The 26,576-nt window shown below is 71.0% G+C and carries 22 protein-coding genes; 14 read left to right on the top strand and 8 right to left on the bottom strand.

Translation table 11 applies throughout. From position 1 onward, the window contains the following. The first annotated feature begins 30 nt into the window (after positions 1-30). Positions 31-1,557: a glycoside hydrolase family 16 protein gene (locus R8Z57_RS12590; RefSeq protein WP_318354135.1), complete on the top strand. Its 1,527-nt coding sequence runs from the start codon at positions 31-33 to the stop codon at positions 1,555-1,557. 3 nt (positions 1,558-1,560) lie between these two features. On the opposite strand, the gene R8Z57_RS12585 is transcribed toward R8Z57_RS12590, so the two are convergent. Both R8Z57_RS12585 and R8Z57_RS12580 read right to left on the bottom strand, forming a co-directional pair. Further along, complete coding sequence (locus R8Z57_RS12585; RefSeq protein WP_318354134.1) at positions 1,561-2,514, bottom strand: Wzz/FepE/Etk N-terminal domain-containing protein; 954 nt, start codon at positions 2,512-2,514, stop codon at positions 1,561-1,563. Between the two features lie 104 nt (positions 2,515-2,618). Next, the gene (locus tag R8Z57_RS12580) at positions 2,619-3,944 is read right to left on the bottom strand and encodes a hypothetical protein (protein WP_318354133.1); all 1,326 of its coding nucleotides are present in this window, start codon (positions 3,942-3,944) and stop codon (positions 2,619-2,621) included. Between the two features lie 148 nt (positions 3,945-4,092). Between R8Z57_RS12580 and R8Z57_RS12575 the strand changes: the two genes are divergently transcribed. Genes R8Z57_RS12575 through R8Z57_RS12555 form a run of 5 tightly spaced genes read left to right on the top strand, consistent with a single transcriptional unit; the run spans position 4,093 to position 7,449 of the window. Then, on the top strand, positions 4,093-4,533 hold the full coding sequence (locus R8Z57_RS12575) for an adenylyltransferase/cytidyltransferase family protein (RefSeq protein WP_318354132.1): 441 nt from the start codon (positions 4,093-4,095) through the stop codon (positions 4,531-4,533). Continuing rightward, positions 4,530-5,486, top strand: coding sequence for a glycosyltransferase family 2 protein (locus R8Z57_RS12570; protein ID WP_318354131.1), 957 nt, complete (start codon positions 4,530-4,532; stop codon positions 5,484-5,486). The genes R8Z57_RS12575 and R8Z57_RS12570 overlap by 4 nt, the downstream gene beginning before the upstream one ends. 3 nt (positions 5,487-5,489) lie before the next feature. Next, positions 5,490-5,939 carry a UDP-N-acetylglucosamine--LPS N-acetylglucosamine transferase gene (locus R8Z57_RS12565; RefSeq protein WP_318354130.1) on the top strand — a complete coding sequence of 150 codons (450 nt, stop codon included), beginning with the start codon at positions 5,490-5,492 and terminating at the stop codon, positions 5,937-5,939. After that, positions 5,936-6,859 carry an alpha-1,2-fucosyltransferase gene (locus tag R8Z57_RS12560; protein ID WP_318354129.1) on the top strand — a complete coding sequence of 308 codons (924 nt, stop codon included), beginning with the start codon at positions 5,936-5,938 and terminating at the stop codon, positions 6,857-6,859. The genes R8Z57_RS12565 and R8Z57_RS12560 overlap by 4 nt, the downstream gene beginning before the upstream one ends. Continuing rightward, complete coding sequence (locus R8Z57_RS12555; protein WP_318354128.1) at positions 6,856-7,449, top strand: glycosyltransferase; 594 nt, start codon at positions 6,856-6,858, stop codon at positions 7,447-7,449. The genes R8Z57_RS12560 and R8Z57_RS12555 overlap by 4 nt, the downstream gene beginning before the upstream one ends. Here the strand turns inward: R8Z57_RS12555 and R8Z57_RS12550 are convergent. The 6 genes from R8Z57_RS12550 to R8Z57_RS12525 all read right to left on the bottom strand — a co-directional run bounded on the left by R8Z57_RS12550 (position 7,430) and on the right by R8Z57_RS12525 (position 16,799). Continuing rightward, positions 7,430-8,938, bottom strand: a complete 1,509-nt coding sequence (locus R8Z57_RS12550) for a lipopolysaccharide biosynthesis protein (protein ID WP_318354127.1) — start codon at positions 8,936-8,938, stop codon at positions 7,430-7,432. The two genes, R8Z57_RS12555 and R8Z57_RS12550, sit on opposite strands and share 20 nt — an antisense overlap. After that, a complete protein-coding gene (locus R8Z57_RS12545) occupies positions 8,928-10,271 on the bottom strand; it encodes an O-antigen ligase domain-containing protein (RefSeq protein WP_318354126.1) in 1,344 nt (447 codons plus the stop codon). Before R8Z57_RS12545 ends, R8Z57_RS12550 begins: the two co-directional genes overlap by 11 nt. Then, on the bottom strand, positions 10,268-10,975 hold the full coding sequence (locus R8Z57_RS12540; RefSeq protein WP_318354125.1) for a CDP-alcohol phosphatidyltransferase family protein: 708 nt from the start codon (positions 10,973-10,975) through the stop codon (positions 10,268-10,270). The genes R8Z57_RS12545 and R8Z57_RS12540 overlap by 4 nt, the downstream gene beginning before the upstream one ends. Further along, a complete protein-coding gene (locus R8Z57_RS12535; RefSeq protein WP_318354124.1) occupies positions 10,972-14,688 on the bottom strand; it encodes a fibrinogen-like YCDxxxxGGGW domain-containing protein in 3,717 nt (1,238 codons plus the stop codon). Before R8Z57_RS12535 ends, R8Z57_RS12540 begins: the two co-directional genes overlap by 4 nt. After that, complete coding sequence (locus R8Z57_RS12530) at positions 14,685-15,383, bottom strand: hypothetical protein (RefSeq protein WP_318354123.1); 699 nt, start codon at positions 15,381-15,383, stop codon at positions 14,685-14,687. Before R8Z57_RS12530 ends, R8Z57_RS12535 begins: the two co-directional genes overlap by 4 nt. A 255-nt stretch (positions 15,384-15,638) precedes the next feature. Continuing rightward, positions 15,639-16,799 (bottom strand): glycosyltransferase family 2 protein, encoded by a 1,161-nt coding sequence (locus R8Z57_RS12525; RefSeq protein ID WP_318354122.1) that lies wholly within the window; start codon positions 16,797-16,799, stop codon positions 15,639-15,641. A gap of 145 nt (positions 16,800-16,944) precedes the next feature. Here R8Z57_RS12525 and R8Z57_RS12520 point away from each other — a divergent pair, with 145 nt between their 5' ends. From R8Z57_RS12520 to R8Z57_RS12485, 8 genes are all read left to right on the top strand, one after another. Next, positions 16,945-17,208 carry a glutaredoxin domain-containing protein gene (locus R8Z57_RS12520; RefSeq protein ID WP_318354121.1) on the top strand — a complete coding sequence of 88 codons (264 nt, stop codon included), beginning with the start codon at positions 16,945-16,947 and terminating at the stop codon, positions 17,206-17,208. Positions 17,209-17,454: 246 nt separating this feature from the next. Continuing rightward, positions 17,455-18,315, top strand: coding sequence for a tryptophan 2,3-dioxygenase (kynA, locus tag R8Z57_RS12515; protein ID WP_318354120.1), 861 nt, complete (start codon positions 17,455-17,457; stop codon positions 18,313-18,315). Next, on the top strand, positions 18,315-19,295 hold the full coding sequence (locus R8Z57_RS12510) for a hypothetical protein (protein ID WP_318354119.1): 981 nt from the start codon (positions 18,315-18,317) through the stop codon (positions 19,293-19,295). The genes kynA and R8Z57_RS12510 overlap by 1 nt, the downstream gene beginning before the upstream one ends. Further along, the gene (locus R8Z57_RS12505) at positions 19,282-20,547 is read left to right on the top strand and encodes a kynureninase (RefSeq protein WP_318354118.1); all 1,266 of its coding nucleotides are present in this window, start codon (positions 19,282-19,284) and stop codon (positions 20,545-20,547) included. The genes R8Z57_RS12510 and R8Z57_RS12505 overlap by 14 nt, the downstream gene beginning before the upstream one ends. Before the next feature lie 108 nt (positions 20,548-20,655). After that, positions 20,656-20,811 (top strand): hypothetical protein, encoded by a 156-nt coding sequence (locus tag R8Z57_RS12500; RefSeq protein WP_318354117.1) that lies wholly within the window; start codon positions 20,656-20,658, stop codon positions 20,809-20,811. Then, a complete protein-coding gene (locus R8Z57_RS12495) occupies positions 20,808-22,307 on the top strand; it encodes an MFS transporter (protein ID WP_318354116.1) in 1,500 nt (499 codons plus the stop codon). Before R8Z57_RS12500 ends, R8Z57_RS12495 begins: the two co-directional genes overlap by 4 nt. A 134-nt stretch (positions 22,308-22,441) precedes the next feature. Beyond that, positions 22,442-24,277 (top strand): aldehyde dehydrogenase family protein, encoded by a 1,836-nt coding sequence (locus tag R8Z57_RS12490; RefSeq protein ID WP_318354115.1) that lies wholly within the window; start codon positions 22,442-22,444, stop codon positions 24,275-24,277. Between the two features lie 281 nt (positions 24,278-24,558). Continuing rightward, a complete protein-coding gene (locus tag R8Z57_RS12485) occupies positions 24,559-26,199 on the top strand; it encodes a GMC family oxidoreductase (RefSeq protein ID WP_412535069.1) in 1,641 nt (546 codons plus the stop codon). Positions 26,200-26,576: the final 377 nt, after the last annotated feature.

Below are 26,576 nucleotides of genomic sequence, written 5' to 3'. Positions count from 1 at the left end.
GGTTCGCCGGCGCTTCCCTTTTGCATGCATATGAAGAAGTCCCATCGTCACCTGATCGCCTCCCTCACCACCCTCGCCCTCGCGGCCACCTCGATCGTCGCAGCCGCCCCAGCGCTGGCCGCCAGCGAGACCACCGTGGTCAGCACCGAAGCAACCCGCACCACCGACCTCGTTCCGGCGTCGAGCGCCGGATGGAGCTACTGGCGCTCGTCCACCGCCCCGGCCCCGACGTGGCGCACCGACTCCGCCGCCTGGCAGACCGGCACGGCGCCGTTCGGCTGGGGTCGCGACACCGGCGCCGTCGGCACGGTGCTTCCGACCGTGTCCGGATCGCAGCCGCTGTCGACGTACTTCAAGAAGACGTTCAGCCTCGATTCCCAGCTGCCCGAATCCGTCCGCCTCACCACGTGGGCAGACGACGGCGTCGTCCTGTACCTCAACGGCCGCGAGATCGCGCGTGCGAACGTCGCGAGCTCCACCGAGATCTCCCACAACAGCTACGCGACCGCGGCCCCGAACTCCCTCAACGCGCGGCAGCGACCCGTCGTCGTCGACGTGCCGGTGAGCGCGCTGCGGGCCGGAACCAACGTCCTGGCCGCGCAGGTCGTCTCGAACTGGCGCGCCACGCCCAACATCAGCTTCGACGCGAACCTGGTCGCCACGTACGGTCAGGACGACGGCGCTGCTGCCCCCGGCACGGGTGCCGGTACGCCCGGCGACGGCTCCGTCGCCGGCTGGGGCGCACCGGACTGGCGGGATGAGTTCTCCTATGTCGATCCGACGACCGGCAAGCCCGCCGTGGATCCGGGCAAATGGAACGTCCGCGACCGCAGCACGCTCGGCCTGCTCCCCGACGCGGCTGTCGTCGACAAGAACCAGGTGACCGTCGACAGCAACGGCATCATGCACATCCGCGCCGACTGGCTGGACCAGCCGGTCATCCGCACTTCCGGCGCGGGCCCCGCGCAGATCTGGCACAGGACCGGGTACCTCGACCAGCGCTCGCTCCGCAGCGGAGACGTGTCGCGGAGCCAGCAGTACGGACGCTGGGAGATCCGCGCCAAGGTGCCGACCGGACCGAACACGCTGGGAGCACTCGCGGCGTTCTGGCTGCGCAACAGCCAGTCCGGCGAGATCGACATCATGGAGGCCTGGGGCTACGACGACGGCCCGCTGCGCGATCAGAAGATCGACTCGGCCACGACGACGGTGCACACCCAGACGTCCGGCGCCGGCAACGAGAAGTTCTTCTGGACTCACAGCGAGCACGGGGGCCCGGTCCCCGTCTGGGCGGACTTCCACACCTTCGCGTTCGAGCTGACGCCCACGTACGCGGCGATCATCGTGGACGGCAAGGAACTGGCACGCACCACTCCGGCCAAGAACCCGACACTGTGGAACAAGGACTACTTCGGCAGCCCGCTCCACATGCGCCTGAACCTCCATGTCGGGCCGTCAGCGCTCTACTGGGGCCTTCCCGACCCGAACAACCGCGCGGCCACGCAGAACCTGGACTTCCAGGTCGACTACGTCCGGACGTGGTCGTACGACGGCTGAACGTCAGACGCGGGCATCTTTCGCCACGACGGGCGGATGATGCGCGTCGACATGACCGGCCTCCGGTAGCGCGTCGTTGACGGGCCGCGTCCGCTTCGGCCGCTGGTCCACGGGCCGCCTCCGCTCCGGCCGCTGGTCGACGGGGGTCTCGCCTTCGGGCGAGACCCCCGTTCCGTCGTGCGCCGCCTCAGCGGTCTCCCGGTCGCGACGGGAAGCGGCAGCGGGCGCCCTGCGGCCACGGGTGACAAGCAGCGCCGCGATCCCCCCGAGCATCAACCCGAGGAAGAGTCCCCCGGCGACGAAGACGAGCACGCCGGGGCGGTTCGAGTCCGACGGCGGGCTCGCCGGCGTCACGAGGGTGCCCGGGAAGAACGGCGTCGCCTCCAGCCGAGCCCGCTCCTCGAGGAGCGCGTCCAACTGCAGCTGCGTGGCGGCCCGGGCATCGCTGCCCTCCGGCTGCGAGTCGTAGAGGGCCTGCAGCCCTTCAATCGACGCCGACAGTTCGGTGGTGGTCTGTTCGACCACGTCCTGTGCGTTCTCGGACCGCATCTCGCCATACGCGGATGCCACGGCGTTCGCCCACTCCGCCGAGCGCTCGGGTGACCTCGTGGTCACCTCGAACGTCAGGACCTGCGACCCGCGCGGCACCTGCACGACGGTCGCCTCCCGCAGCTGTGGCACGGTGACGCCGTTCAGCCCTTCGGCGGCTCGCCCGAGAACGGAGGCGGAAGTGGCGACCAGGCGCTCGGTCTCCATGTTGACCGTGCTGAACGACGAGCCCGACGACAGCACGCTGATCGGCTCCACGGTGTGCTGCGCGGTCGCGGTGTACGTCTGCGGCAGCACCGCCCACGCCCCGGCGGCCACCACCACGAAGACGATGACCGTCCCGGCGAGCACCCACCACGACTTCACGACCCCCGTGTAAAGGTCTTCGAGCGTCCAGTGATCCGACACGAACGTCCCCCAGTTCCCCAACGGCACTGCACGGGCCCCCTCGCCCGTACGCGTATCATACGTCCGCGCGCGCCGCACCGGCAGAGCCGATCTGGAGCCCGTGCTCAGACAGCGAGGTCTGACACGACCAGGCGGGCCTTCCCGTCCACGCTCTCGATCTCCGCGACCGCGGCCGTCGTCACCGAAACCTCGTGTGCAAGGAAACCGGCCACCTTGTCGGCGGCGTGGCGCGCGGCGGCCTCCGACGCTCCGGGATCGCCGAGCGGCACGTAGCGCACGACGATGGAGAAGTCCGCGCGCTGATGGATCTGGAACTGGGCGATCGTGCCGGGATGGTCGACGAACAGCGACCCCAGTCCCCCCGAGAGCATCCGGCCGCCCGGTGTCCGGAGCGCGTCTGCGACACGGCCTTGTATCCCCGCGATGCGCGGCAGCGTGAGCCCGCAGCCGCACGCTCCCGCCATCCAGTGCGTCCGATCTCCGATCGCATAGCGGACGAGGGGGAACACCCGGTTGCCGAGGTCGGTGAGCAGCACGTCGCCGGACTCACCATCGCCGCGCGGTGCACAGTCGGCGTCCACCACTTCCAGCCGACGGTGGTCCGCGAGCACGTGCAGCCCGTTCCGCTCCCGGCACTCGGCGGCGACCCATGGCACCTCCGCCGTGCGGTAGGTGTCGTAGACCGGCGCCCGGAGCACGTCCTCGATGAAGTCCCGTTGTCCCGCGTGGATCATCGAGGCGGTCACCGAGATCGCCCTGATCGGCGGGATGCGCGGCGTCGAGGCCTGCACGCGCCGCGCGAAGGCGTGCACCCCTTCCACGTAGCCGACGAGGAGCGCCGGGCGCACGCGCGCCAATTGAGCGATGAACTCCTCGAGGTCGGCGTCGGTCGTCCCCCGCGCGTCGAGCAGCAGCTGTCGCGTGGGCCACCACTGCGCCTCGTGGACCACACGCCGCAGGCCCGTGCGCGACTGGCGGTAGATGAACGCGCTGTTGTCGCCGGGGTGGACCCCCCACCAGCCGTAGATCCGCCACCAGAGTGCGGCTGTCGGCGCCGCCCGGTCGTTGTACACGGCGAGGGGCCTGCCGGTGCTGCCTCCTGTCCGGGACAGCAGCCGGTCACGCGGCGGACGATCACGGGAGATGAGCTCATCGCCCGCGTCGTGGATGTCCTGCTTCGTGAGGACCGGGAGCGATGGGAAGTTCTCGGGCTGCGCGACATCCGTCTCGGTGAAGCCTGCCTCGAGGAACCTGCGACGGTAGTAAGGGGTGGTCCGGAACGCGTGCAGCGCGATGGCGGCGCTGCGCTCCTCCGTGAGGCGCGCGACCATATCGCTTGGCGAGCGCTCGACGATCCGCATGTCGGCCAGTGCCGTCCGGTCGCGTCGCATGAGCAGAGCGGTCTTGAGCTCGAAGACGGTCCTGCGCACGACGGCACCCCTGGTGGGGGCATCCCTCGTCGCACCGGGTCCCTGTCGCCCCGCGTGCCCGGCGAGTACAATCTCATCCGCAGTCATCGGCGACTGGGACGGCGTCGAGCCTGCGTCTGGGGTTTCACTCATCGAAGTGGGGGAATCGATGACATCGCGTATCGGCTACGCCGCGGGGGCGTTCGACCTCTTCCATGTCGGCCACCTCAATATCCTGCGCCAAGCCAAGGAGAAATGCGACGTCCTCATCGCGGGCGTGGTGAGCGACGAGATGCTGCGCATCGCCAAGGGGATACAACCCTTCGTTCCGACCGCCGAGCGAGCGGCGATCGTCGCGGCCATCTCGTACGTGGATCGGGTGCACGTGGAGGACACCCCGGACAAGATGGATGCGTGGTCACAGCTCCGCTTCACGCACTTCTTCAAGGGCGACGACTGGCGCGGAACTGAGAAGGGCCTCCGCTTGGAGGAGCAGTTCCGCGCGGTGGGCGTGGAAGTCGTGTACTTCCCGTACACCGTGCACACCTCCAGCACGGCACTGCGACTCGCGCTCGACGCAGCAACGGCTGCGCGACAGCTCCCGGCATGACCGCGGACGCGCCGGATCACCCGGCCGATCCCCGGGCGGGCGACCCTCCCGGGGTCTCGGTGGTGATCCCCACGCACAACCGGCCAGAACTCATGAGGCTCGCGGTCGAGAGCGTGCTCAGCCAGGAGGCTGCCGTCACCGGGGAGGTGATCATCGTCTTCGACGCGTGCGCGGTCGAGATCCCCGAGGTGTCTCTCCCGGAGGGCTGGAGCCTTCGCGGCCTGGCCAACTCTCGCACGCGCGGACTAGCCGGGGCGCGCAACAGCGGGATCTCCGATGCCCGCGGCGAGTACGTCGCGTTCCTCGACGACGACGACACGTGGCTGCCCGGAAAGCTCGCGGCACAGATGGATCGTTTCGCAGAGAGCCCGCAGGCGGTCGCCGTGGGCACGGCCATGGTCGTCGACAACGGCGTCGAGGAGATCGTCCGGCTGGCGCCCGGCGAGACCCTGACCCACGAGGATTTCCTGCGCAACCGCAACCCGGGCGTCCACTCGTCCAGCCTCGTCTTCCGCCGCTCAGATCTGCTGGGTGGCCTCGGCCTCATCGACGAGGAGCTGCCTCGCAGCTACGGCGAGGACTACGACATCCTGCTGCGGGCTTCGGCCCTGGGCACGGTGGCGATCGTGAACAGACCGCTCGTGCGCGTCCTCTGGAACGGGCAGTCCTACTACTTCGGGCAGTGGGCGTCGTACGCGGAGGCGCTGCAGTACCTGTTGCGCAAGCACCCGGACTTCGCGACGTCGCCGCGCGCGCTGGGGCGCATCGAGGCGCAGGTGTCGTTCGCGCTGGCGTCGTCGGGACAGGGCCGCGACGCGCGTGCCTGGGCCTGGCGGGCGATCGGCCACGACCCGCGCCAGGTGAAGGCGTATCTGGCGACCGCGATCTCCCTGCGGCTGCTCACGCCGAACGCGGTGACGCGGATCGTCCGTCGAGTCGGCAGGGGCATATGAGCCATGAAGATCCTCATCGCGTGCTCGTCCGGCGGTCACCTCACCCAGGCACTCGCGCTCAGGGAGTGGTGGGGGCGCCATGACCGCTGCTGGGCGACCTTCCCGGTGGAGGATGCCCGCTCGCGCCTGGCGGACGAGCGCGTGTACGAGATCCACTATCCGACGGTGCGCAACATCCCGAATCTGGTTCGCAACTTCGGTCTGGCGCGCCGCGTGCTGGCCATCGAGCGGCCGGACGTCGTCTTCTCCACAGGGGCGGCTATCGCACTGCCGTTCTTCGCACTCGCCCGCTGGTACGGAGCCAGGACCGTCTATCTGGAGCCGGTCGACCGGGTCACGTCACCGGGACTGAGCGGTCGGCTCGCATATCCGTTCAGCGACGAGTTCCTGGTCCAGTGGGAACAGATGCGAGCGTTCTATCCGGGCTCTCGGAACGTAGGGGTGGTGCTGTGAGCGGCCCGCGTCCCGATGTGGCGAACGGCAGGGGCCAGGGCTGGGCGGCGTGGGGCGTGCGGCGTGGCGACATCATCCTCAGCCTCCAGGGCGGACTCGGCAATCAGCTGTTCCAGTGGGCGTTCGCGCAGGCGCTGATCTCGGAAGGTCGCACGGTGTGGTTCGACCGGGTCCGGTGCCGCGGCGATCGGCCATACGCCTTGGCAGGTCTTGTTCCGCGCTCAGCCCTGCTCGATCCGCTGCGTGGGGCCGCCTTGGCCGCGGCCGAACGAGTCGGCCTCATCCACGACGACTCCGCCCTCCGACTCGTCAAGCAGCGCCGGTCCGGATACGACCCGGCTGTCCGACGCGGCCTCGACGGCACGGCGTACCTGCGCGGGTACTTCCAGTCGCCGATGTACTTCCCCGCTGTGGCCGACGACGTGAGGCGCCGCATCCTCGCCCATCTGGACACGCTGCTGCTTCCCGCGGGTTCGCGGTTCGCTGAAGAGCTGCGGCGCGACCCCGGCGTGGTCGCGGTCCACGTGCGCAGGGGCGACTATCTCACAGATCCGGCAGCGGCCGCGCGTCACGGGGTCCTCGACCGTGGGTACTACGATCGCGCGCTTTCGTCGATGGCGGACCTCGGCTACACACGCCGGGTCTGGTTCAGCGACGACCCGGAGTGGGTCCGGACTCACCTCGCCGCACCGCACGACCGGATCTGCGCCCCGGGCCTCACCTCTGCGGACGGCGGCGAGATCGCGCTCATGGCGGCGTGCGGCGCGCGGATCGTCGCCAACAGCAGCTTCAGCTGGTGGGGCGGATTCCTCGGCCGGCCGAGCACCCCGACGCGGCCCGTCGTGGCACCCGTGGTGTGGTTCGCCGGCGGTCACAGCGACGCGCGGGATCTCATCCCCGACGGATGGATCCGAGTGTGAACAGTACGCGGGAGTCGTTCGTGGTCGTGTCGGCCGGCACGTATCACCTGCCGTTCGACCGGCTCTCCGAGTGGATGCAGCGCTGGCACGACGAGCACGCCGACGTGCGGCTTCTCGTGCAGCACGGACCGTCGAAGCCCGTCGAGGGCGCCGAGAACGTCGCCCTCCTCCCCTACTCCGAGCTGCTCGCCCGCTGCGCCGAAGCCGACGTCGTCGTGCTGCAGGGGGGAGCCGGCGGCGTCATGGACATGCGGGCACTCCAGATCGTGCCTGTCGTCGTGCCTCGCGTGCCCGGTGGCGGCGAGGTCGTTGACGACCATCAGCTCGTCTTCACCTCCGAGATGGCCAGGCTGGGGCTGATCCGCCGCGCGACGACCTACGACGACCTGGCGTCGCACCTGGCCTCCGCCCTCGGGCGGAGGGTGTCGTCCGGACCACCCACCGCCGAGGTCGCGACCCCCGGCGCGCACCGGGTGGATGAGCTGCTCAGCCGGCCGGTGCGCAAGCTCCCCTGGCCGTTCCTCGTGCGTCGTCTCGCCCGCAGCGGCCGCGCGCTGCTCGCGGCCCGCTTCACGCGAAGCGTCCGATGAATGGCACGCGCCGCCAGAGACCGGCGAGCCCGAGTCGCCGCCTCAGCATCCACAGCACGGCGGCGTAGACACCCCCGAGGATCACCACGGCAAGAACCAGCGTGGCGATGGCGATCCCTCCCCAGAAGGTGAACGCCGCTCCACCGACACCGAACACGAGCACCGGGAGGATCGAGGGCACGATCAGCCGGCGGGGCGCGAGGTGAACCCCCATCCGGCGATGCACCTGATGGGCGGCGAGCGCGTTGTCGACGACCATCACGAGCACCCAGGTGATCGCCGCACCCCACACGCCGAGGAAGGGCACGAGTGCGAGGTTGCCGCCGATGCTGAGCCCCACCGCGAGCGATTTGTTGTACATCTGCCACGTGCTCCGGCCGCCCTGCAGCAGGATGCTCTGCAACATGCCGGCCGCCGTCTGCATCATCGTGGCGGCTGCGATGAGGACCATCGGGCCCCAGCCGCGGACGAACTCCGACCCGAAGATCAGGAGCACGGAGCCCCCCATCGAGATCAGCAGCAGGAAGAACGGCCAGTTGAGCAGGATCATCGCCCTCACCACGCGCGTGTGCAGGCGGCTGGACTCCACGAGCTGGTCACGAGCGAGCAGCGCCGACGTCGTCGGCGCCACGGCGACCCTCATGGCCTTGTCGACGATGCCCCCGGCCCGGACGACCCTCGTCACGACCGCGTAGACGCCGGCGTCCGCGGGTGACGCGACCGCGGCGATGATGAGCACGTCGGCCCATTCGAGCGCCGCCTCCAGCGCCGAGTTGACGGCCCGGGGAAGGTTGAAGCGCCAGAAGGCACGAGCCGTCGGGGAGGCGGTGCGATCGAACTCGCCGCGCCGGCGGAGATCGCGCCAGAACGGAGGGGCGATCACAAGGGCGGTGACGACGAGCCAGAACGGCAGCGGCCACAACCATGCGCTGAAGGCGGTCGACGCGGTGAGCACACCGAGCGCGGCGACGACCACGGCCATGACTCGCGAAGCCGGGAGCAGAACGCTCTGCAGCACGGTGAACGTCGCGACGCCCCGCAGCATCCGCGATGCGATCTGCAGCACGCCGATCAAGGCCCCGCACAGGACGAACGGGCTCATGACCCGCAGCAGCCCCTCGAGCGCCGGCTCCTCGCCCGGCGCCGAGAGCCATACGGCGAGCGGCTCGGCGGTGAACCACAGCGCGACCGACGCGCCGATCGACACCACCGTCACGGGGACCACGGCGTACAGGACGATCCGCCACTCCGAGCCCACGCGATCGAACGCGCGTTCAGCGGCGATGAAACGCACGATCCCGCTGTTCGTGCCGAGGCGGAGCACCTGGGTGAGCACCGTGAAGATTCCCACCGCCTGGAAGAACACCCCCGTGCCGCGCGAGCCGAGCACGTTCCCCACGATGGACGTGAGCACGAGTGCGGCCAGTGCCGCGAACGCCGAGCCGAAGAGGCTGATCAGTCCGCCCAGGGCGAGCCGCTCACCGCGCATTCCCTATCCGTCCGAACGGCGTCGGCTGGGCCGCCCAATAGAGCGAACCGCCGAGATACTTCTCCCTCAGCATCATCGCCAGTGCGATGCCGACGAACACGAGCTGCCGGTCGAGGCCGTAGAAGACCGAGAGGCCGCACGCGACGACGACGCTGGCGTGCAGCCACAGGGCCGACAGGTTCGGCGCGTCGATCGTGCGCAACGCGCCGTTGAGCAGCATCAGGGCGAAGAGGGCGAGGCCGACGAAGCCGAAGCAGAACATCGCGTTCCAGATCGCTCCCTGGGTGCCGATCGAGATCTCGCTCCAGTAACTCGGGCGCGGCGCCCCGTAGCCCAGGATGGGTGAGCCCAGCGTGCGCTCGAACGTCTCGGCATACAGGTTCCCTCGTCCGGTCGTGGTGTCGGCCGCCTCCTGCCTGGCGATGATCTCGTCGAGAAATCCCGACATCGTCAGGATCAGCGCGCCGGCCACCGAGAGGATCGCCACCCACAACAGCGCCATCCACTTCCCGCGCAGGATCAGGCGGAGCATGATGTAGGCGATCGCGCCTGCAAGGCCCAGGAACAGTCCGCGGTTGCTCGTCGCGACGGCGGGCGGGATGATCGCCACGAGCCCGGCGACGAGGAACCACATCGCGCGTGCGCTGCGGTGCGCGAGCGCGGTCCCCACGGCGATCGGGGTCAGCACCGCGATCGCCGCCCCCCACCCGTTCGTGTAGGCGAACGGGGCTGACGGCCGCTCGAACGGTTCCTGCCCCCCCCACGGGGTTTGGATCTCGGCGAGCGGCGGGAACACGAGGTCGTTGACGTAGTCGTTGGACGTGAAGAAGTCGGGGAGCAGGATGCCGACGGTGTAGGTCAATCGCTCCTCGGGGAACAGCATCCCGAGGTAGCCGCCCACGATGACGAACACCCAGATGAACGTCAGCCCGTCCATGATGCGCCGTGGGGTGAGGGTCCGGCGCGCGTTGACGATGTAGATCATCGTCGTAGCCAGCGCCAGGAACTGGCTGAAGCGGATGCCGGTGCCCAGCATCCTGCCGAGGTTGTCGGCCATCAGCGAGGCCGGGATCATCCATACCGCGAACCCGATCCAGGGCAGAACGCCCGGAACGAAGCCGAGCCGGCGCCGGAACGTCAGGAAGGCGATCATCGGGATCGCCATCAGCACCACCGCGAACGGCAGCAGACCGAGCGCCCAGAAGACGGGGTACCCCCACAGCAGCACGAGCACCGGCCACGCGGGCAGCGCCCTGCTGTCGGGGTCCGCTGCTGGCCGCTCCCCGGTCGCCCGCGCCAGGGATCGGCTCCGCGGCCGGGCGAGGGACGTCACAGCGACCTCAACTGGCGGTACTTGCGACTGAGGGAGGCCCCGAATGTGAGCAGGTGCCAGAGGAAAAGGAGCGGATAGAGAAGAGCGAACACGACCGGCAGCCCGAGGAGCGCGATCACGACGTACGTCGTGGAGGGATCCTGCGGCTGCTTCACCAGAGAGTCGACGAACCCCGGCCGGCCGCGCGCAGGGCGCGCCGTGCTCTTCGGCAGCAGCTTCTCAGCGAGCAGCTGCGAAAGGAACCACGCGGAGACCAGCACGGAGAAGAGCACCGCTACGGCGATGAGGCCCGGTGGCGACTCGGCACGGAAGAGATGCGCCGCGACGGCGATGTGCACGAGCGGGGCGCGTACGCCGTCGACGACGTGATCGAGCCACTCGCCGGCGGGGCTCCCCCCACGCTGGATGCGCGAGAGCTGGCCATCGGCCGAGTCGAAGACGTAGCCGGCAAGGAGGAGCAGCGCCCCCAGCACCGGTGCCCAGGGTCCGGGCGCCAGGCCGATGAACAGCACCCCGCCGGCGCCCAGCGCGGCGCTCACGGCGGTGAGCTGGTTGGGCGTGGCGCCCAAGGTCGCCGCTTCCACGGCGACGCGCCCGCCCAGCGGCCGGTTCACCCATCTGAGATAAGCGGGGACACCGGCCGCCGGCTTCTGCGCCGAACCGAGTGCTGCCAGCGCCTGCCCCCGCGCCAGCCTCTCCATCATCTGGGCATGTTCAGCGCCAGATCGAAGCTCAGATCCGGCGTGCTGCGGTAGTTCGCGTGCGTGGATGCAGAGATGACGTTCTCGCCTTCTACGAGGAGGGCAGCCGGCACGGCGAATGTCGAGCGGCTCGCGACGGCCGTCGCGTTGCTGACCACCGCTGTCGCATAGGAGTTCTGCGTGATGGTGCCCGCCGGGAGGCGGGTGCGACCGAGCTCGACGCCGTTGAGGTACACGATGACGCCGTCGTTCGCTATGACGGTGACGGTGCCGTCCGCCACCCCCGCGGCGTCGACCACCGCGAACGACTTGCGGAACTGCGCGCTCAGCGGCTTCGTCGTGAGCCCGGTGGGGTCGATGTTGGTCGCCGCGCCGGCGACGCCGCGGGCGAGCAGGCCGTTGCCCGACGCCCAGGCCGAATCATCGAACGGGATCGCGGTCCAATCCGCCGGCAAGGGGTCGCTCGAGTAGCGGTACGACCACGTCGCACCGTTCTCGATGACGACCGGCGGTTCCCCGGGATCGGGTACGGCGGGCGTGTGCACCTGCACCGTCGCGGCCGCCGACGACCCTCCGGCACCCACCGCCACGACCCGGTAGACGTACGTCGTGTCGGCGGTCAGCCCGCCGTCGGTCCACGAGAGCTGAGACGCCGGCACCGAGGCGACGCCCGCCCCGTCGCGGCTGACCGCATACGACGCGACCGGACCGCCGGTCGACGGCGCCGACCAGTTCAGCGTGACCGAATCCTGAGTCACGTCGGTCGCTGTCAGTCCGCTCACCGGACCGGGGGGTGCAGCCGGCGCCCCCCGCTCGGCGACGAAGGACAGGTCGAAGCTCATGTCGGGTGTGCTGCGGTAGTTGGCATGTGCGGACGCCGCGATGACGTTCGTCCCCGACACGAGCATCCCCGCGGGAACGGCATAGGTGACGCGGCTTGCGGCCGCCGCCGCGTGCGTGACCACGCTGGTCGCATACGTGTTCTGGGTGATGGCGCCGGCGGGCATCCTCGTCCTGCCCAGCTCGACGCCGTTCAGGTACACGATTACGCCGTCATTGGCGATGACGGTGACCGTGCCGTCGGCGACGGTGGCGGCATCGGTCACAGTGAACTCGTGCCGGAACTGGGCGCTGAGCGGTCGGGGCGACAGCGCGGTCGGGTCGATGTTCGTCGCCGCGCCCGCGACGCCGCGAGCCAGCACGCCGTTGCCCCCGGCCCACGACGAATCGTCGAAGCCCACCGAGGCCCAGTCGGTCGGAAGCGGGTCGCTCGAGAACCGGTAGGACCACTGCGCACCGTTCGGAATGAAGGTCGTGAAGGTGTCGGCGGCGGTCTTCACCGTGACTGCGGCCGTGCTCGCCGAGCGGTTGCCCCCGGCATCCCTCGCCCTCACGAAGTACTTGGTCGCGGTGGCAGTCGCCGGCACGGTGAAGGCGGTCGATGTCGTCGAGGCGATCACGCGGTTGCCTCTGAGCACCTCATAGGTGACCCCGCCGGGGTCGCTCGACGGGCTCCAGGTGAGATCGGCCCGCGTTCCGCCGCCGGTGATGGCGACGGAGACCGGACCCGGCCGCGTCGGGGCGGCCGAGTCGCGCGGCGCGAAGCGGGCGAACCCGCCTGACCACTGGTTGATGAAGCCCGACCGGATGGTGCGCGAGATGTCACCGCCCGCCCAGACGACTCCCGTCGAATCGACGAAGAGCCCCCAGACGCCGTAACCCGCACGCGCGGTCACGATCGGGGAGAACTCGTGGACGTAGCGGTGCGTCTGCGCGTCCCATGCGCCGAACAGGCTGATCTTGTCGGCCTGCGTCCAGTTTGTCCCCACGTTCGACCACGCGTACGCGTCCTGGTAGACGAAGTCGCCGCAGTGGCAGCCGCCGTACACCAGGCCGTTGCCCGCAGCTACCGCCTGAAAGTCCCCACCGGCCTTCGTGATGCTTCCGCTGGTGAGTGCGAAGTTGCTCCGGTTGTAGGAGAACATCGAGTGCTCAGACCCGCCGAGCCAGACTTGATCGCCCGCCTCGATCACCCCCAGCTGCCACACGTTCCCGGTGATGTTGCCGGACGCATCGACCGACGACTTGCTGAACGTCGGGTTCCACTGCGGAACGGTGAGGGCGGCACCCGCCCCCGTCTGCAGGGCCGTTCCACTGGTCGCCTTCGTGTTCTCCTTCATCTTGAAATACCCCGAGTAGTAGGCGCGATCACCTTGAGCGGACGCGTCGACCGACACGGTGGTGCCGTTGAGGAAGGCGTTCCAGTCGACGTCCGGCGTGCTCGTCGCCAGCGCCACGCGCCCGCCGTTCCAGGTGCTGGCACTGGATGCGGAGCCGGCGCGTGTCAGATGCGTGAACGAGCCGGCGACGTAGAGGAGGTTTCCCTGGACGTCCAGGTCGCGCACGTACGGAACCCCGCCCGTCGTCCGATTCTCGACGACCACCTGCTGCCCGGTCAGGGCGCCGGTGGCCGGGTTGACGAAGGCGATGCCGGGCTGCGGGGCGCCGTTCACCGTGGCGAACTGCCCGCCGAGGGCGAGCCGGCCGTCCGGCAGCGCGTTGATGGCCTTCACCTGGCCATCGAGCGCCGGTCGGAAGGTGGATATCCACTCCCCTGTCGCGATGTCGAAGGCCGCGACGAAGGGCTGCTCCACCTGCCCCGATCCTGCCTGTGTGCGCTGCACGTAGCGGAAATTGCCGCCGACGTACACCTTGCCGGCCATCTCGCCGAAGGCCGCCACCTCGGTGTTGAGCTCACCGGTCGCGCCGTTGCCTGAGCCGGACACGCCCCATACGGTCCGCATCGCGTCGCTGTCCGGGATGGCCGACACCGTCGTCGCCGGTGCACCGCCATCAGGGATCGAGCCGAAGTTCATGTCGGCGAGCCGAAGCGTCGGGCGCAGGAACAGCTGAGTGAACGGGAACGCCCCGGCCTGGTTGTTGTTGGGCGTCCAGAGGTACGACGTGGCCGCGTTCTGCCCCGTCACGCTGTTCCCGTAGCCCCACCCGGCGAGCCAGTTGTGTGTGGACTTCGCCGTCGTGTCGATGCGGTTGAACGAGGTGTTGTTGCCGAAGTTGCTGGTCAAGCCCCCGCTGCCGTTCGTGGTGCCGAAGCGCCACGTGCCGACCCGGTGTTCGGCGTTGAACGTCCACACCCAGCGGTCGCGGACGACCATCTTGAAACGCGCCTCCTGCCACGTCGAGCCGGCGACGTTGGTTGCGCGACGGACGCGGATGCCGTCGGCCAGCGCGTCGACGCGCCCCTTGTTCAGCAGTCCGTCGATCGTCAGCGAGGGCAGTTGCGCGACCTGGAAGGCAGCCGTCCCGGACGGGGTGTTGGCGATCGTCGCCGCAGACTGGAGCCCCTGGTAGTAGTTCTTCCAGCCCTCGCGGCCCCGGGCGATGAGCACCCAGCCACCGCCCTCCGACTCCTGGTCGCAGTAGAACTGCTGCGGGTACACCAGTGTCGGCGTCTGCAGCCAGTACACGCCGTTCGTCGACGCGGGGTAGTTCTGCTTGACCTCCCAGCACGACCCCGCGGCCGTGGCCTCGGTCTTCCCGTCCGGCAGCGGATCGGCCGCCGTCGCAGTCACGGGCAGCGACAGGGAGCCCACCAATGCGGCGACCGCTATCGCGGCGGCCACGATCAGCCGGTGCCGCCTGCGCGTCGTGGTGCGAAGTGAGTGGAGTCCATCCGGACGGGCGATCTCGTTCATGGCAGCGGGCAATCCTGGTCATCGGGTATCTCGTGGGTGGCGAGCTTCCACACGTCGTCGGCGAATACGGCGCCGTAGACGTGCTTCACTGGCCGGCCGGGGTTGTACAGCGACGCTTTGAGCGACTTCCCGGTCTCGTCGAGCACATCGATGCCCGAGACATCGACGCACACGGTCAGGATCATGGTGGCGGGGTCGGCACCGAGGTCGACGTTCGAGGCGGTCGTCTGGGTGACCTTCGCCTCGCCGACCTGCCGATATCCGAGGTCGAACTGCTCGCGTGCAGCGGACTCGAGCTCGCCGAGCACGAACCCGGTCGCGATCTCGTCGACGCCGATGGCGGACCCGTCGGCGCGCTGGGCGATCTCGTTCGCCGCGGCGACAACGGCGACGGCGGCGGACTCGGCGCGCTCGACCTCGTCATCCTGGCTCGGGCTCAACGGTGCGGCGGTCGGCGGATCGAAGCGCAGCGGATCGGTGGAGGGCTCGTTCTCCTCGTCACCGGTGTCTTGCGGATCACCGGTCTCCGACACCCCCGTCGGCCCGTTCGGGGCAGGAGCCGACGGGGGCGCGCTGACGAGGACGACGACGGCGACGAGCGTCGCGACGAGAACCAGGAGCCCCAGGGCCACCAGCAGCCCGCGGCGCCGGCCTTGGCCTTCGGCGCGTCGAGTCTGCGCGGAGGGGGCGGTCATGCCGTCACCGCGCTCGCACGTCCACAGATGGACACCATCCGAGCACCTCCCCAGTGCTCAGCGGCGGATTCGGGTTCCGCCGTGGTCGGATGCGTCGACCGGCGCACGGACCCCAGGATTCGTGCGCCGTCGGGTGTCGACGCATGCAACATCGTAATCCGATGCCCCGGCGCGTCAAGAGGTTGTGCGGCAGCCTCTGATAGGATCCGCGGCGGTCACAGCCCGCAGGCCAGGCTCACGGCTCTCGCGGTGTGATCACAGCTCGCCGGGCTGCACGGCCTCGGCGTCGAGCTCCTCGACGAACCGGCGTGCGCGCGACGGCTCCACCCCCGGCTTGCGGGGCGCGTACACGACGAGCGAGTGGAACAGGAACCGGACGAAGAACGCGACCACGAGCGTGATGGCGGTGGCGAGCACCGCCGAGACGTGCCCCGTGGACACCATCATCGCGACGATCGGGATGCGCACCAGCGCCTCGGCGTTGTTGAAGGCGAAGGACTTCGCGAACCGCAGCCAGACGCCCGAGGCGGACTCGCGCATGTCCTGGAAGACGAAGCGCTCCTGCAGCAGGAAGTTGCCGACGATGGTCGCCTCGGCGGCGACGATCGCGGCCACGATGTAGTCGACGCCGAGCTGCGTCAGCGCCCACACGATGGCGACGTTGGCGATCGCCCCGAGACCGCCGATGATCGCGAAGAGCGACATCTTGCCGAAGCGCAGCGCCGTGAGCTGGGCGAGGAAGTGCACGCCCTGCCGCACCGACGCCTTGGACTCGCCGGCGTGCCGGTCGGCGAAGTCGAACGGGACCTCGGCCACGCGCAGCGGGCGGCGGGCGAGGATCTCGAGCAGGATCTTGAAGCCCCGCGGCTTGAGCTGCTCGGCCTCGACGGTGCGGCGATCGATGAGGAAGAACCCCGTCATGGGGTCGGAGACGTCCTTGAGCCGGATGGGGAACATCGCCCGTGTCACGGCGGTGGACGCCTTCGACACCATCACGCGCGTGCGGTCGGCGAGCCCGCTCGACGTGCCGCCGCCGGCGTACCGCGAGGCGATGACCACGTCGACGTCACCGCGCGAGAAGCGGTGCCACAGCGCCCGGATCTCTTCCGGCGGGTGCTGCAGGTCGCCGTCCATCACGACGCAGGCATCCGCCTCGGCCGCTTCGAGACCGGCGATCACCGCGCCGCCGAGGCCGCCGACGGCGCGCTCGCGGTGGATGAGCCGGACCGGCAGGGGCGCACCGGCTGCCACTTCGCGGATGACCTCGGGCGTGGTGTCGGTGCTGTCGTCGACGAAGACGATCTCGGCGTCGAGCCCCATGCCCGCGCGCCCGTCGACCACGGCCGCGACGCGACGGACGAGCTCCGCGATGTTCGGAGCCTCGTTGTACGTCGGCACGACGATCGACAGCTGCATCGTGGTTCATCCTGCCATGCGGGTGCGGGGTTCTCCCGGCGTCCAGCGAACGCTGGGGAGACGCACGGCACGCGCTCGGGCCGGCGCCGGTCCCGACCGGCCTCCACCCGGCCCCCGCCCAGGATTCCCGGGCGAGAATGGAACGATGACCTCCCCCGTCTCCTCCACCATCACCATGTTCGGCGCGGACTGGTGCCGCGACTGCATCCGCACCAAGAAGCAGCTCGACGCGCTGGGCATCTCCTACACCTACGTCGACCTCGTCGCCGACCCGGCGGCCGCCGACGTCGCGCGCGACATCTCGGGCCGGACGAACATCCCGGTGGTCGTGTATCCGGATGCCTCGCACCACGTCGAGCCCTCCAACGCCGACGTCGAGGCCAAGCTGCGCGAGCTCGCCCTCATCTGAGCCTCGCAGGAACAGCACGCGTTTCGTCTCGCGTCGCTCACTCAACGACCGGTACTCGCGTCCGGTCGTTCAAGCGACCCGACCCCAGTCTCCGGTCGTTGAGCGAGGGAGCGCAGCGACCGAGACGAAACGCCCCCGGGCCCCGGCCTCCGTTGTTGAGCGAGGGAGCGCAGCGACCGAGACGAAACGGCCCGGGGTTCGCGCAGGCCCTGACGCCGCGGCATCCGTCCGATCTAGGCTGAGCCCGTGAGCGTCGAACGCAACACCCGCGCCATCGAGGGATCGGTCGTCACCGACTTCGAGGACCGCATGAGCTACGGCGGCTACCTCGACCTCGGCACGCTGCTGTCGGCTCAGCGCCCGCTGAGCGGCGCCGACGGCCGGCCCGAGCACCACGACGAGCTGCTGTTCATCGTGCAGCACCAGACCACGGAGCTGTGGCTGAAGCTCGTGCTCCACGAGCTCGCCGCCGCGTGCCGGCTGCTGCGCGACGACGAGCTCGCACCGGCACTGAAGTGCATCGCGCGGGTCAAGCACATCCAGAAGACGCTGACCGAGCAGTGGTCGGTGCTGGCCACCCTGACGCCGGCCGAGTACGGGCAGTTCCGCGGCGTGCTCGGCAACGCCAGCGGCTTCCAGTCCGCGCAGTACCGTGCGGTCGAGTTCACGCTCGGCAACAAGAACGCGGCCATGCTCCGGGTCTTCGCCGCCGATCCGGCCGCTCACGAGCTGCTGAAAGCGGCCCTCGAAGCGCCGAGCCTCTACGACGAGTTCCTGCGGCTGCTCGCGCGCTCGGGCTACCCGATCCCCGCTGCCGTGCTCGACCGCGATGTCACGACGGCATGGACGTTCACGCCGGAGCTCGTGCCGGTGCTCGTCGAGATCTACCGTGACCCGCAGGCTCACTGGGCCGCGTACGAGACGTGCGAAGAGCTCGTCGACCTCGAGGACAACTTCCAGCTGTGGCGCTTCCGTCACCTCAAGACGGTCGAGCGCATCATCGGGTTCAAGACCGGCACCGGCGGCTCGAGCGGCGTGCCGTTCCTGCAGCGCGCGCTCGACCTCACGTTCTTCCCCGAGCTGTACGCCGTGCGGACGGAGTTGTGATGACGAACGATCCGCACGCGCTCCGCGCCCTGCTCGGACCGGGGGCCGCGCTGTGCCACCGTGCCATCACCGGCGAGCACGGCGTCTCGCTCCCGCCTTTCACCGACCACCACGTGCATCTGCACCTCATCGACGAGGCCCGGCTCGCGGAGGGGGGCATCGCCGGTGTCGTCGATCTGGGCGGCGATCCCGTCGAGCACGCGCGCCGCGAGAAACGCGGCATTCCGCGCGTGGCATATGCCGGAGCGTTCCTCACGGCGCCGGGCGGCTACCCGGTCGGAAGGTCGTGGGCACCCCCCGAGATCGCCCGCGAAGTGACCGACGCCTCGACCCACCCCGGCGTGCCGGGTGGCGCGGCCACGGCGGTCGACGAGCAGGCGTCGTTCGGGGCATCCGTGATCAAGGTCGCGCTCAACAGCGCCGCGGGCCCGGTGTTCGACGCGGCGTCGCTGGCGGCCGTCGTCCAGGTCGCGCGCGAGCGCGGACTGCCGGTGCTCGCCCACGCGGAGGGCGACGGGATGCCGCAGCTCGCGCTCGACGCGAAGGTCGACGGCTTCGCCCACACGCCCTTCACGGGGTTCGTCGGCCGCACCTTCACGGCGCACGCCGTCGCTGCGGGGCAGGTGTGGATCTCGACTCTCGCGATCCACCGCGATGACCCCGAGGCCGCCGAGTTCGCGCGTGTGAACCTCGCCGGCTTCGCGGCCGCCGGCGGCCGGGTGCTGTACGGCACCGATCTCGGCAACGGCGAGCAGCCCGTCGGCGTCAATGCCGCCGAGGTCGCGGCGCTCGATCGCGCCGGGGTGCGCGGCGCCGACCTCATCGCCGCGATGTCTGATCCGTGGCCGCTGGCCGAGCCTCCCACCGGGGTGAGCACGTTCATCCCCGGCCCGCCGCCGACGCGGCTCGACCAGGTCGCCGCCTGGCTCGCGTTCGCCACCGTCGTCCCGACCGAGGAGCTGATCCATGACGAGCACTGAGTCCGCCGGGACGGCGGTGCGGCACGGACTGGCCGCGGCCGCCGACGCCCTCGACGCGGCCGATCCGCTGCGCGCGCACCGCGACGCCTTCGTCGGCGCGGAGTCGTCGCTGGTGTACTTCGACGGCAACTCGCTCGGGCGCCCCCTGCGCGCGACCGCCGAGCGGCTGTCGGCGTTCGTGCGCGAGGAGTGGGGCGGGCGGCTCATCCGCGGGTGGGACGAGTCGTGGATGCAGCTGCCGTTCGAGCTCGGCGATGCGCTCGGCCGTGCCGCGCTCGGCGCCGCCGCCGGTCAGACGGTGATCGGCGACTCGACGACCGTGCTGCTGTACAAGCTCGTGCGCGCGGCGTTCGATGCGGCGGCCGCAGACGACCCGGCGCGCGTGGAGATCGTCGTGGACCGCGACAACTTCCCCACCGACCGCTACCTCGTCGAGGGCATCGCCGCCGAGCGCGGCGGCCGCGTGCGCTGGATCGAGGTCGACCGGGCGAGCGGGGTCTCGGCGCAGGCGCTGCGCGAGGCCGTCGGCCCCGAGACGGCGGTCGTGCTGCTGTCGCACGTCGCCTACCGCTCCGGATATCTCGCGGATGCCGCGACCCTCACCCGCATCGCACACGACGCCGGCGCGCTCATCCTGTGGGACCTCTGCCACTCCGCCGGCTCGGTGCCGGTGGAGGCCGACGCGTGGGAGGTCGACCTCGCCGTCGGCTGCACGTACAAGTACCTCAACGGAGGGCCGGGATCGCCCGCCTTCGCCTACGTCGCGTCGCGCCTGCAGAATCGGCTCGCGCAGCCGATCCAGGGGTGGATGGGCACCGCCGACGTCTTTGCGATGGGGCCGTCGTACGAACCGGCGCCGGGCATGCGGCGCTTCCTTTCCGGCACCCCGCCGATCCTCGGGATGCTCGCGATGCAAGACACCGTCGCGCTGATCGACGAAGTCGGGATCGACGCCATCCGCGCCAAGTCGGTCGGGCTCACGGAGTTCGCCGTGCGCGTCTCCGACGAGCTGCTCGCCCCGCTCGGCGTGACGGTCGCCTCGCCACGCGACGCGGCGGCCCGGGGCGGTCACGTGACGCTGTCGCACCCGGCGATGCGCTCGGTCACGGCGCGGCTGTGGACGCAGGACGTCATCCCCGACTACCGCGACCCCGACGGCCTGCGCATCGGCCTCTCGCCCCTCTCCACGTCGTTCGCCGAGACGCTCCGCGGCCTGGAGGCGGTCGAGGCCGCCGTCCGCGCCGGGTCCTGACCATCGGGCCCGGCGGATATCGCGGGTTGCGGCATCCATGTCCCGAATTCGGCCGCAAGGCGCCTCGCTATCGGTCGAAATCGGGACATGGGCGGGAGAAATCGGGACATGCCCGACGTGATCATGCCCGACGTGATCAGGGCCGACGTGATCAGGGCCGACGTGACCAGGGCCGACGTGATCAGGGCCGACGCGGCGTACGCATGGTGCGCTGTCCACAGGAGCGATCAGGCTGACGCCCTCTCACCTACACTGGCGCGATGAGCAATGAGGCTCCGCCGGCACCTGGGGCTCCGGCCGCCGTCACCTCCCGCCTGTCGCGCGGCACGATTGCGCGCTACACGACCGGCTCGCTGGGGACCGGCGGCTTCGCGACGCTGCCCGGACTGGTGCTGACCTACTACCTCACCGACTCCCTCGGGGTCGCGGCCCTCGCGGCCGGCGCGGTGATCGCGATCGCCAAGGTGTGGGACGTCATCATCGACCCCGTCATCGGCGCCCTCACCGACCGCGACCGGACGCGGCACGGCAGCCGGCGCCGCCTCATGCTCATCGGCGCCTGCGCGCTGCCGGTGCTCTTCGCCCTGACGTTCGCGGTTCCGCCGTCGCTCGGTCCTGCCGTTGCCGGAATCTGGGTGCTGGTCACGTTCATGCTGACGGCGACGGCGTTCAGCCTGTTCCAGGTGCCGTACATCGCGCTGCCCGCCGAGCTCACCCGGCGGTACGACGAGCGCACGCGCCTGCTCACGTGGCGGGTGGTGGTGCTGACGTTCGCGATCCTGCTGTTCGGTGCGGGCGGCCCGGCGCTGCGCCGCGTGTCGGACGACCCCTTCCTGCAGTACCTCGTGATGGGCGTCGTGTGCGGCCTCGTGATCGGGATCGGGATGCTGGTGGCCACGGCCGTCGCCGGGCGCGCGGCATCCGTCCCCCCTTCACCGATCGCCGAGAGTACGACTGGTCGCCGAGAGGTAGGGAACGAACCAGCATCTCGGCGACCAGCTGTACTCTCGCGGGACGATGGGGCGGCGGACGGCGGGGCCGCACCGGACGGGGGGACGGATGCTGCGGCCCCGGGCATCCGGGAGCACTTCGCGGCGGGCATCGCGGCGCTCCGGCGCAGCGCGCCGTTCCGTGCACTGCTCGGCACCTTCGTGCTGCAGGCGCTGGCGACGGGCCTCATGCTCGCCGGCGCGCAGTACGTCGCGACGTGGGTGCTGCACTCGCAGGCGGCGGTCGAGCTGCTGTTCGTCGCGCTGATCGCCCCGGCCCTGCTCGCCGCTCCGGCGTGGGGCGTGGTCGCCCGGCGCATCGGCAAGGAGCGCTCGTTCGCGATCGCGAGCGTCGTCTTCGCCGCGGCCGCGCTGTCGATCCTCGGCGTGCTCTGGGTGCCCGGTGACTGGATCTACGTCCCGGTCGGCATCGCGGGCATCGCGTACGCGGGCATGCAGTCGCTGCCGATGGCGATGCTGCCCGACGTCATCTCGCACGACGAGCGCACGAACGGCGCCGGTCGCGCCGGGGCGTTCAGCGGGGTGTGGACGGCCGGTGAGACGGTGGGCTTCGCGCTGGGCGCGACCACCCTGTCGATCATCCTCGCGGTCACGGGATACGTCTCGTCGACCGGCGGGCAGATCGTCGAGCAGCCGGATGCCGCGGTCACCGGCATCGTCGTGAGCTTCAGCGTCGCCCCGGCCGTGCTGATCGCGCTGAGCCTGCTGACGCTCGCCCGCTACCCGCTGCGCCGGGCCGACATCGAGTAGGGCTGACGACCAGCCGGCCGGGATCGAGTCGCACTCCTCCTGAGACCCCGTGCCACCCTTCGGGTGCCGTGACATAGGATGCCCGGTGACGCACTCGCCGACCCGAGTCCCGCGCGAGTTCGAAGGAGAACGCCATGTCGCCCACGTCCTCGACGACTCCGGCCACGCCACCGAAGACCGTGCGCAAGCCCCGCAGCACGGCTCCGGTGCACACTCCCGACGCGGAGCTGCCGGACGACGAGGGGCAGGCCCTCGACGACGGGATCACGCAGCTCGAGGCGGGCGCCCGCATGTGGGCGGCGCTCACGCTCGATCAGCGCGCACGTCTGCTCGGGCGCGTGCGCGACGCCGTCGGCATGGTCGCCCAGGAGTGGGTCGACGTCGCCACGACCTCCAAGGGCCTGGAACCGGGGCATCCGCTCTCCGGCGAGGAGTGGCTCGGCGGCCCCTATGGCGTGATCGGGCTGCTCGACGCACTCCGCGAGACTCTCGAGACGCTCGCGAAGGGCGGCAACCCGCTCGACGGCGTGAAGCTCGGCCAGGCTCCGGGCGGACGGCTGCGGGCGCACACCTTCCCGCTGAACGGCACCGAGCGCTTCCTGCTGTCGGGCTTCACCGGCGAGGTGTGGTTCGAGCCGGGTGTGACGGCGGCTGACGCGCGCCGCGAGGCGGGGCTCGGCCAGCTGACCCCGACCCAATCCGGCGGTGTCGGACTCGTGCTCGGCGCCGGCAACGTCACCTCGATCCCGGTGGCCGACGTGCTGTACGAGCTCTTCGCCCACAACCGCGTCGCGCTGCTCAAGGTCAACCCCACGCAGGACGCCCTCGTTCCGGTGTTCGAGCGGGCTCTGGCACCCCTCATCGAGCCGGGCTTCGTCCGCATCGCGCGCGGCGGCGCCGCCACCGGCGCGTACCTCACGTCGCACCCGCGCATCGCCCACGTGCACATCACGGGTTCGGCCGCCACGTTCGACGCGATCGTGTGGGGTCCGTCCGCCGGCGCGGAGAAGGGGACGGATGCCGCGACCCGCCGCGAGAACGCCGAACCGCGCCTGCGGGTGCCGATCACGGCCGAGCTCGGCGGCGTCTCGCCGATCATCGTGGTGCCCGGGCAGTGGACGGCCGCCGACCTGAAGTACCAGGCCGAGCACGTCGCCACGATGCGCCTCGTCAACGCCGGGCACAACTGCATCGCCGGGCAGGTCGTGATCCTGAGCGCGGACTGGCCGCAGCGCGCCGAGTTCCTCCGAGAGCTGCACGCGGCGTACGCCGCCGCGCCGCAGCGGCCGGTCTGGTACCCACGCAGCGACGAGCGACTCGCGGATGCGGCATTTGCCTATCCGGGCGCGGTGTGGTGCGCCGACCGCACCCGCGCGATCGTCGAGGTGGGCGCGGGCGAGAGGCGGGAAGCCGTCGAGACGACGGAGTACTTCGCGCCGGTGCTCGGGGTCGTCGAGCTGGCCGGCACGGGGCAGGAGTTCCTCGATGCCGCGGTCGCGCACGCGAACGAGCGGCTCACCGGCACGCTCGGCGCCAACGTCCTCATCGACCCGGCGACCGAGGCCGCGCTCGGCGAGGGCTTCGAGCGCGCCATCGCCGACCTCCGCTACGGCGACATCGCGATCAACACCTGGACCGCCTTCAACTTCCTCACCGCACGCCTCACCTGGGGCGGATTCCCCGGCGCGACCCTCGCCGACGTGTCGAGCGGCATCGGCGTCGTGCACAACGCGCTGCTGCTCGACCGCGTCGAGCGCTCGGTGGGCCGGGGCCCGTTCCGTCCCTTCCCCCGCGCGGCGGCCGACAAGGTGCGCGGCCTGCGCCTGGCGAAAGGCACGATCCTGCCGACGCCGCCGTGGTTCGTCAGCTCGCGCACGGGAGCCCAGGTCAGCGCGGGTCTCACGCGATACCTGATCGACGGCAAGCTGCCCGGACTGGTGAAGACGCTGACCAAGGCCATGCAGGCGTGAGCGGCCGGTCGGGTGCCGGGTCCGGTGGGGGCGGGATCGCGGGCGCGGGCGGCGGCTCCGGCGCGGGCGGCGGCACGGGCCCGGGCGGCGGCACGGGCGCGGGCAGCGGCACGGGCCCGAGCGGCGGCACGGGCGCGGGCGGGAGCGCCGGCGCGGGCGGCGGCACGGGCGCACCGGCGCGCGGCGGCTCGGGTGGCCGGTCGGGCGCAGCGGCGCCCGGCGGATCCGACGCGCCGGCGCGCGGCGGATTCGGCGCCGACGGACTCGAGGCCGACTACGTCATCGTCGGGGCGGGGTCGGCAGGCGCCGCCCTGGCCGCGCGCCTCAGCGAAGATCCCGGGGTCTCGGTGCTGCTGCTCGAGGCCGGCGGGCCTGACCGGGCGCTCGAGCTGCACATCCCCGCGGCGTTCTCGAAACTCTTCCGCGGCCCGTACGACTGGAACTACGACACGGTGCCGCAGCCCGCACTCGAAGGGCGCACCGTGTACTGGCCGCGCGGCAAGACGCTCGGCGGCTCGTCGTCACTGAACGCGATGATGTGGGTCCGCGGCTTCGCCGCCGACTACGACGAATGGGCGGATGCCGCGGGCCCCGCCTGGTCGTGGGACGCGCTGGTCCCCTACTTCCACCGGGTCGAGCGCACGACCGACGCCTCCCACGAGACGCACGGCGTCGAGGGTGCGCAGGCGGTCGAGCCGCAGCGGGATCCCCGGCCGCACACCGCGGCGTTCCTCGCGGCGGCGCGAGAGGCGGGGCATCCGGTCACCCCTGCGAACCTCCCGGCGGGCCAGGGCTTCTCGCAGACGATGGTGTCGGTGCGGCGTGGTGCACGCGTCTCGACGGCCGACGCCTATCTGCGGCCGGCGCGCCGCCGGCGCAACCTGCGGGTCGTGACGCGCGCGCTCGTGCGCCGCGTCACATTCGGCGCCGGGGAGGCGCCGCTCGCCGGAACGGATGCCGCAGCCACCGTCACCGCGCACGCCGGCCCACGCGCGACGGGCGTCTACGCCGACATCGCGGGGATCACCCGGCACGTGCGCGCGCGTCGTGAGGTGATCCTGTGCGGCGGCGCGATCAACACGCCGCAGCTGCTGATGCTCAGCGGTGTCGGGCCGTCCGAGCACCTCGCCGCGCACGGGATCGCGGTCGTGGCCGATGCCCCCGGCGTCGGCGCGAACCTACAGGATCATCTCGTCGCCGGCCTCGCCCCGGCCGCGCGCGGCGGCACGCTGTTCGACGCCGAGCGACCGGGGGAACTGGCCAGGTACCTGACCGGGCGCAAGGGCATGCTGACGTCGAACGTCGCCGAGGCGTACGGCTTCGTGCGGACGCCCGAGGCCGATGCCGCCGGGGTGCCCGCGGGGCTTCCCGACATCGAGATCATCTTCGCGCCGGTGCCCTACGTCGGCGAGGGGCTCGTGCCGACGCCCGCGCACGGCATCACGGTCGGCGCCATCCTGCTGAGGCCGCGCAGTCGCGGCACGATCCGCCTTGCGTCGGCCGACCCGACGGACAAGCCGGTGATCGACCCGGGTTACCTGTCGGACCCCGATGGTGTGGACGCTGCGACGATGCTCGCCGGCCTCGCCGAGTGCGAGCGCCTGATCGACACCGCCGCGCTGCGCGCGCTCACGACAGGCGGCTGGGTGCAGCCCGACGGCGGCGAGCGCATGACGCCCGCCGAGCGCGCGGAGCTCTCGCTGCGCCGGTACTCGCACACCCTCTATCACCCCGTCGGCACGGCGCGGATGGGAGCGGATGCCGCATCCGTCGTCGACCACGAGCTCCGCGTCCGCGGGGTCACGGGCCTGCGCGTCGCCGACGCCTCGGTGATGCCCACGGTGATCCGCGGCCACACCAACGCCCCCGCGATCGTCATCGGCGAGGTCGCCGCCGACCTGATCCGCGGCCGTCGTGCCTGACCCCCGGCATCCGCTGACCGCCCGGCTTCCCGCAGGCGGCCGGCCGCAGCCGTCGCGCCTGACCCCCGGCATCCGCTGGCCGCCCGGATTCCCCAAGGCCGGCCGCAGCCGACCGCCAGGTCCGCGGCATCCGACGAGCCGCCCGCGGCCGCCCGCCACGCAGTCGGAGATCTGCGACACGTCGGACGCGCTGAGGCGCATTCGTCCGACCGTGCGTAGATCTCCGACTCCGTGGCGCAGCCGTACCGGCCCTGCCACCCCGCACGCGCCTCCGACGTGGACGCCATGTCCCACTTTCGTTGCTTCCCGTCCGCCGTTGGGACCGAAAGTGGGACATGCGCCGCCGAAAGTGGGACATGGGCGCACGCCGCCGACCC

It is taken from the genome of Microbacterium sp. M3 (assembly GCF_033548675.1).
Taxonomy (GTDB): domain Bacteria; phylum Actinomycetota; class Actinomycetes; order Actinomycetales; family Microbacteriaceae; genus Microbacterium; species Microbacterium arthrosphaerae.
The sequence above is the reverse complement of the archived record's forward strand: the minus strand, read 5'-3'. Positions and strand labels throughout refer to the sequence as shown.

Coding starts and splice junctions, on each gene's coding strand:
- R8Z57_RS12575 (WP_318354132.1), top strand. CDS start 4,093: ATGACATCGCGTATCGGCTACGCCGCGGGGGCGTTCGACCTCTTCCAT.
- R8Z57_RS12540 (WP_318354125.1), bottom strand. CDS start 10,975: ATGATGGAGAGGCTGGCGCGGGGGCAGGCGCTGGCAGCACTCGGTTCG.
- R8Z57_RS12495 (WP_318354116.1), top strand. CDS start 20,808: ATGAGCAATGAGGCTCCGCCGGCACCTGGGGCTCCGGCCGCCGTCACC.
- R8Z57_RS12510 (WP_318354119.1), top strand. CDS start 18,315: ATGACGAACGATCCGCACGCGCTCCGCGCCCTGCTCGGACCGGGGGCC.
- R8Z57_RS12550 (WP_318354127.1), bottom strand. CDS start 8,938: ATGCGCGGTGAGCGGCTCGCCCTGGGCGGACTGATCAGCCTCTTCGGC.
- R8Z57_RS12570 (WP_318354131.1), top strand. CDS start 4,530: ATGACCGCGGACGCGCCGGATCACCCGGCCGATCCCCGGGCGGGCGAC.
- R8Z57_RS12500 (WP_318354117.1), top strand. CDS start 20,656: ATGCCCGACGTGATCATGCCCGACGTGATCAGGGCCGACGTGATCAGG.
- R8Z57_RS12535 (WP_318354124.1), bottom strand. CDS start 14,688: ATGAACGAGATCGCCCGTCCGGATGGACTCCACTCACTTCGCACCACG.
- R8Z57_RS12520 (WP_318354121.1), top strand. CDS start 16,945: ATGACCTCCCCCGTCTCCTCCACCATCACCATGTTCGGCGCGGACTGG.
- R8Z57_RS12590 (WP_318354135.1), top strand. CDS start 31: ATGAAGAAGTCCCATCGTCACCTGATCGCCTCCCTCACCACCCTCGCC.
- R8Z57_RS12490 (WP_318354115.1), top strand. CDS start 22,442: ATGTCGCCCACGTCCTCGACGACTCCGGCCACGCCACCGAAGACCGTG.
- R8Z57_RS12565 (WP_318354130.1), top strand. CDS start 5,490: ATGAAGATCCTCATCGCGTGCTCGTCCGGCGGTCACCTCACCCAGGCA.
- R8Z57_RS12505 (WP_318354118.1), top strand. CDS start 19,282: ATGACGAGCACTGAGTCCGCCGGGACGGCGGTGCGGCACGGACTGGCC.
- R8Z57_RS12525 (WP_318354122.1), bottom strand. CDS start 16,799: ATGCAGCTGTCGATCGTCGTGCCGACGTACAACGAGGCTCCGAACATC.
- R8Z57_RS12530 (WP_318354123.1), bottom strand. CDS start 15,383: ATGACCGCCCCCTCCGCGCAGACTCGACGCGCCGAAGGCCAAGGCCGG.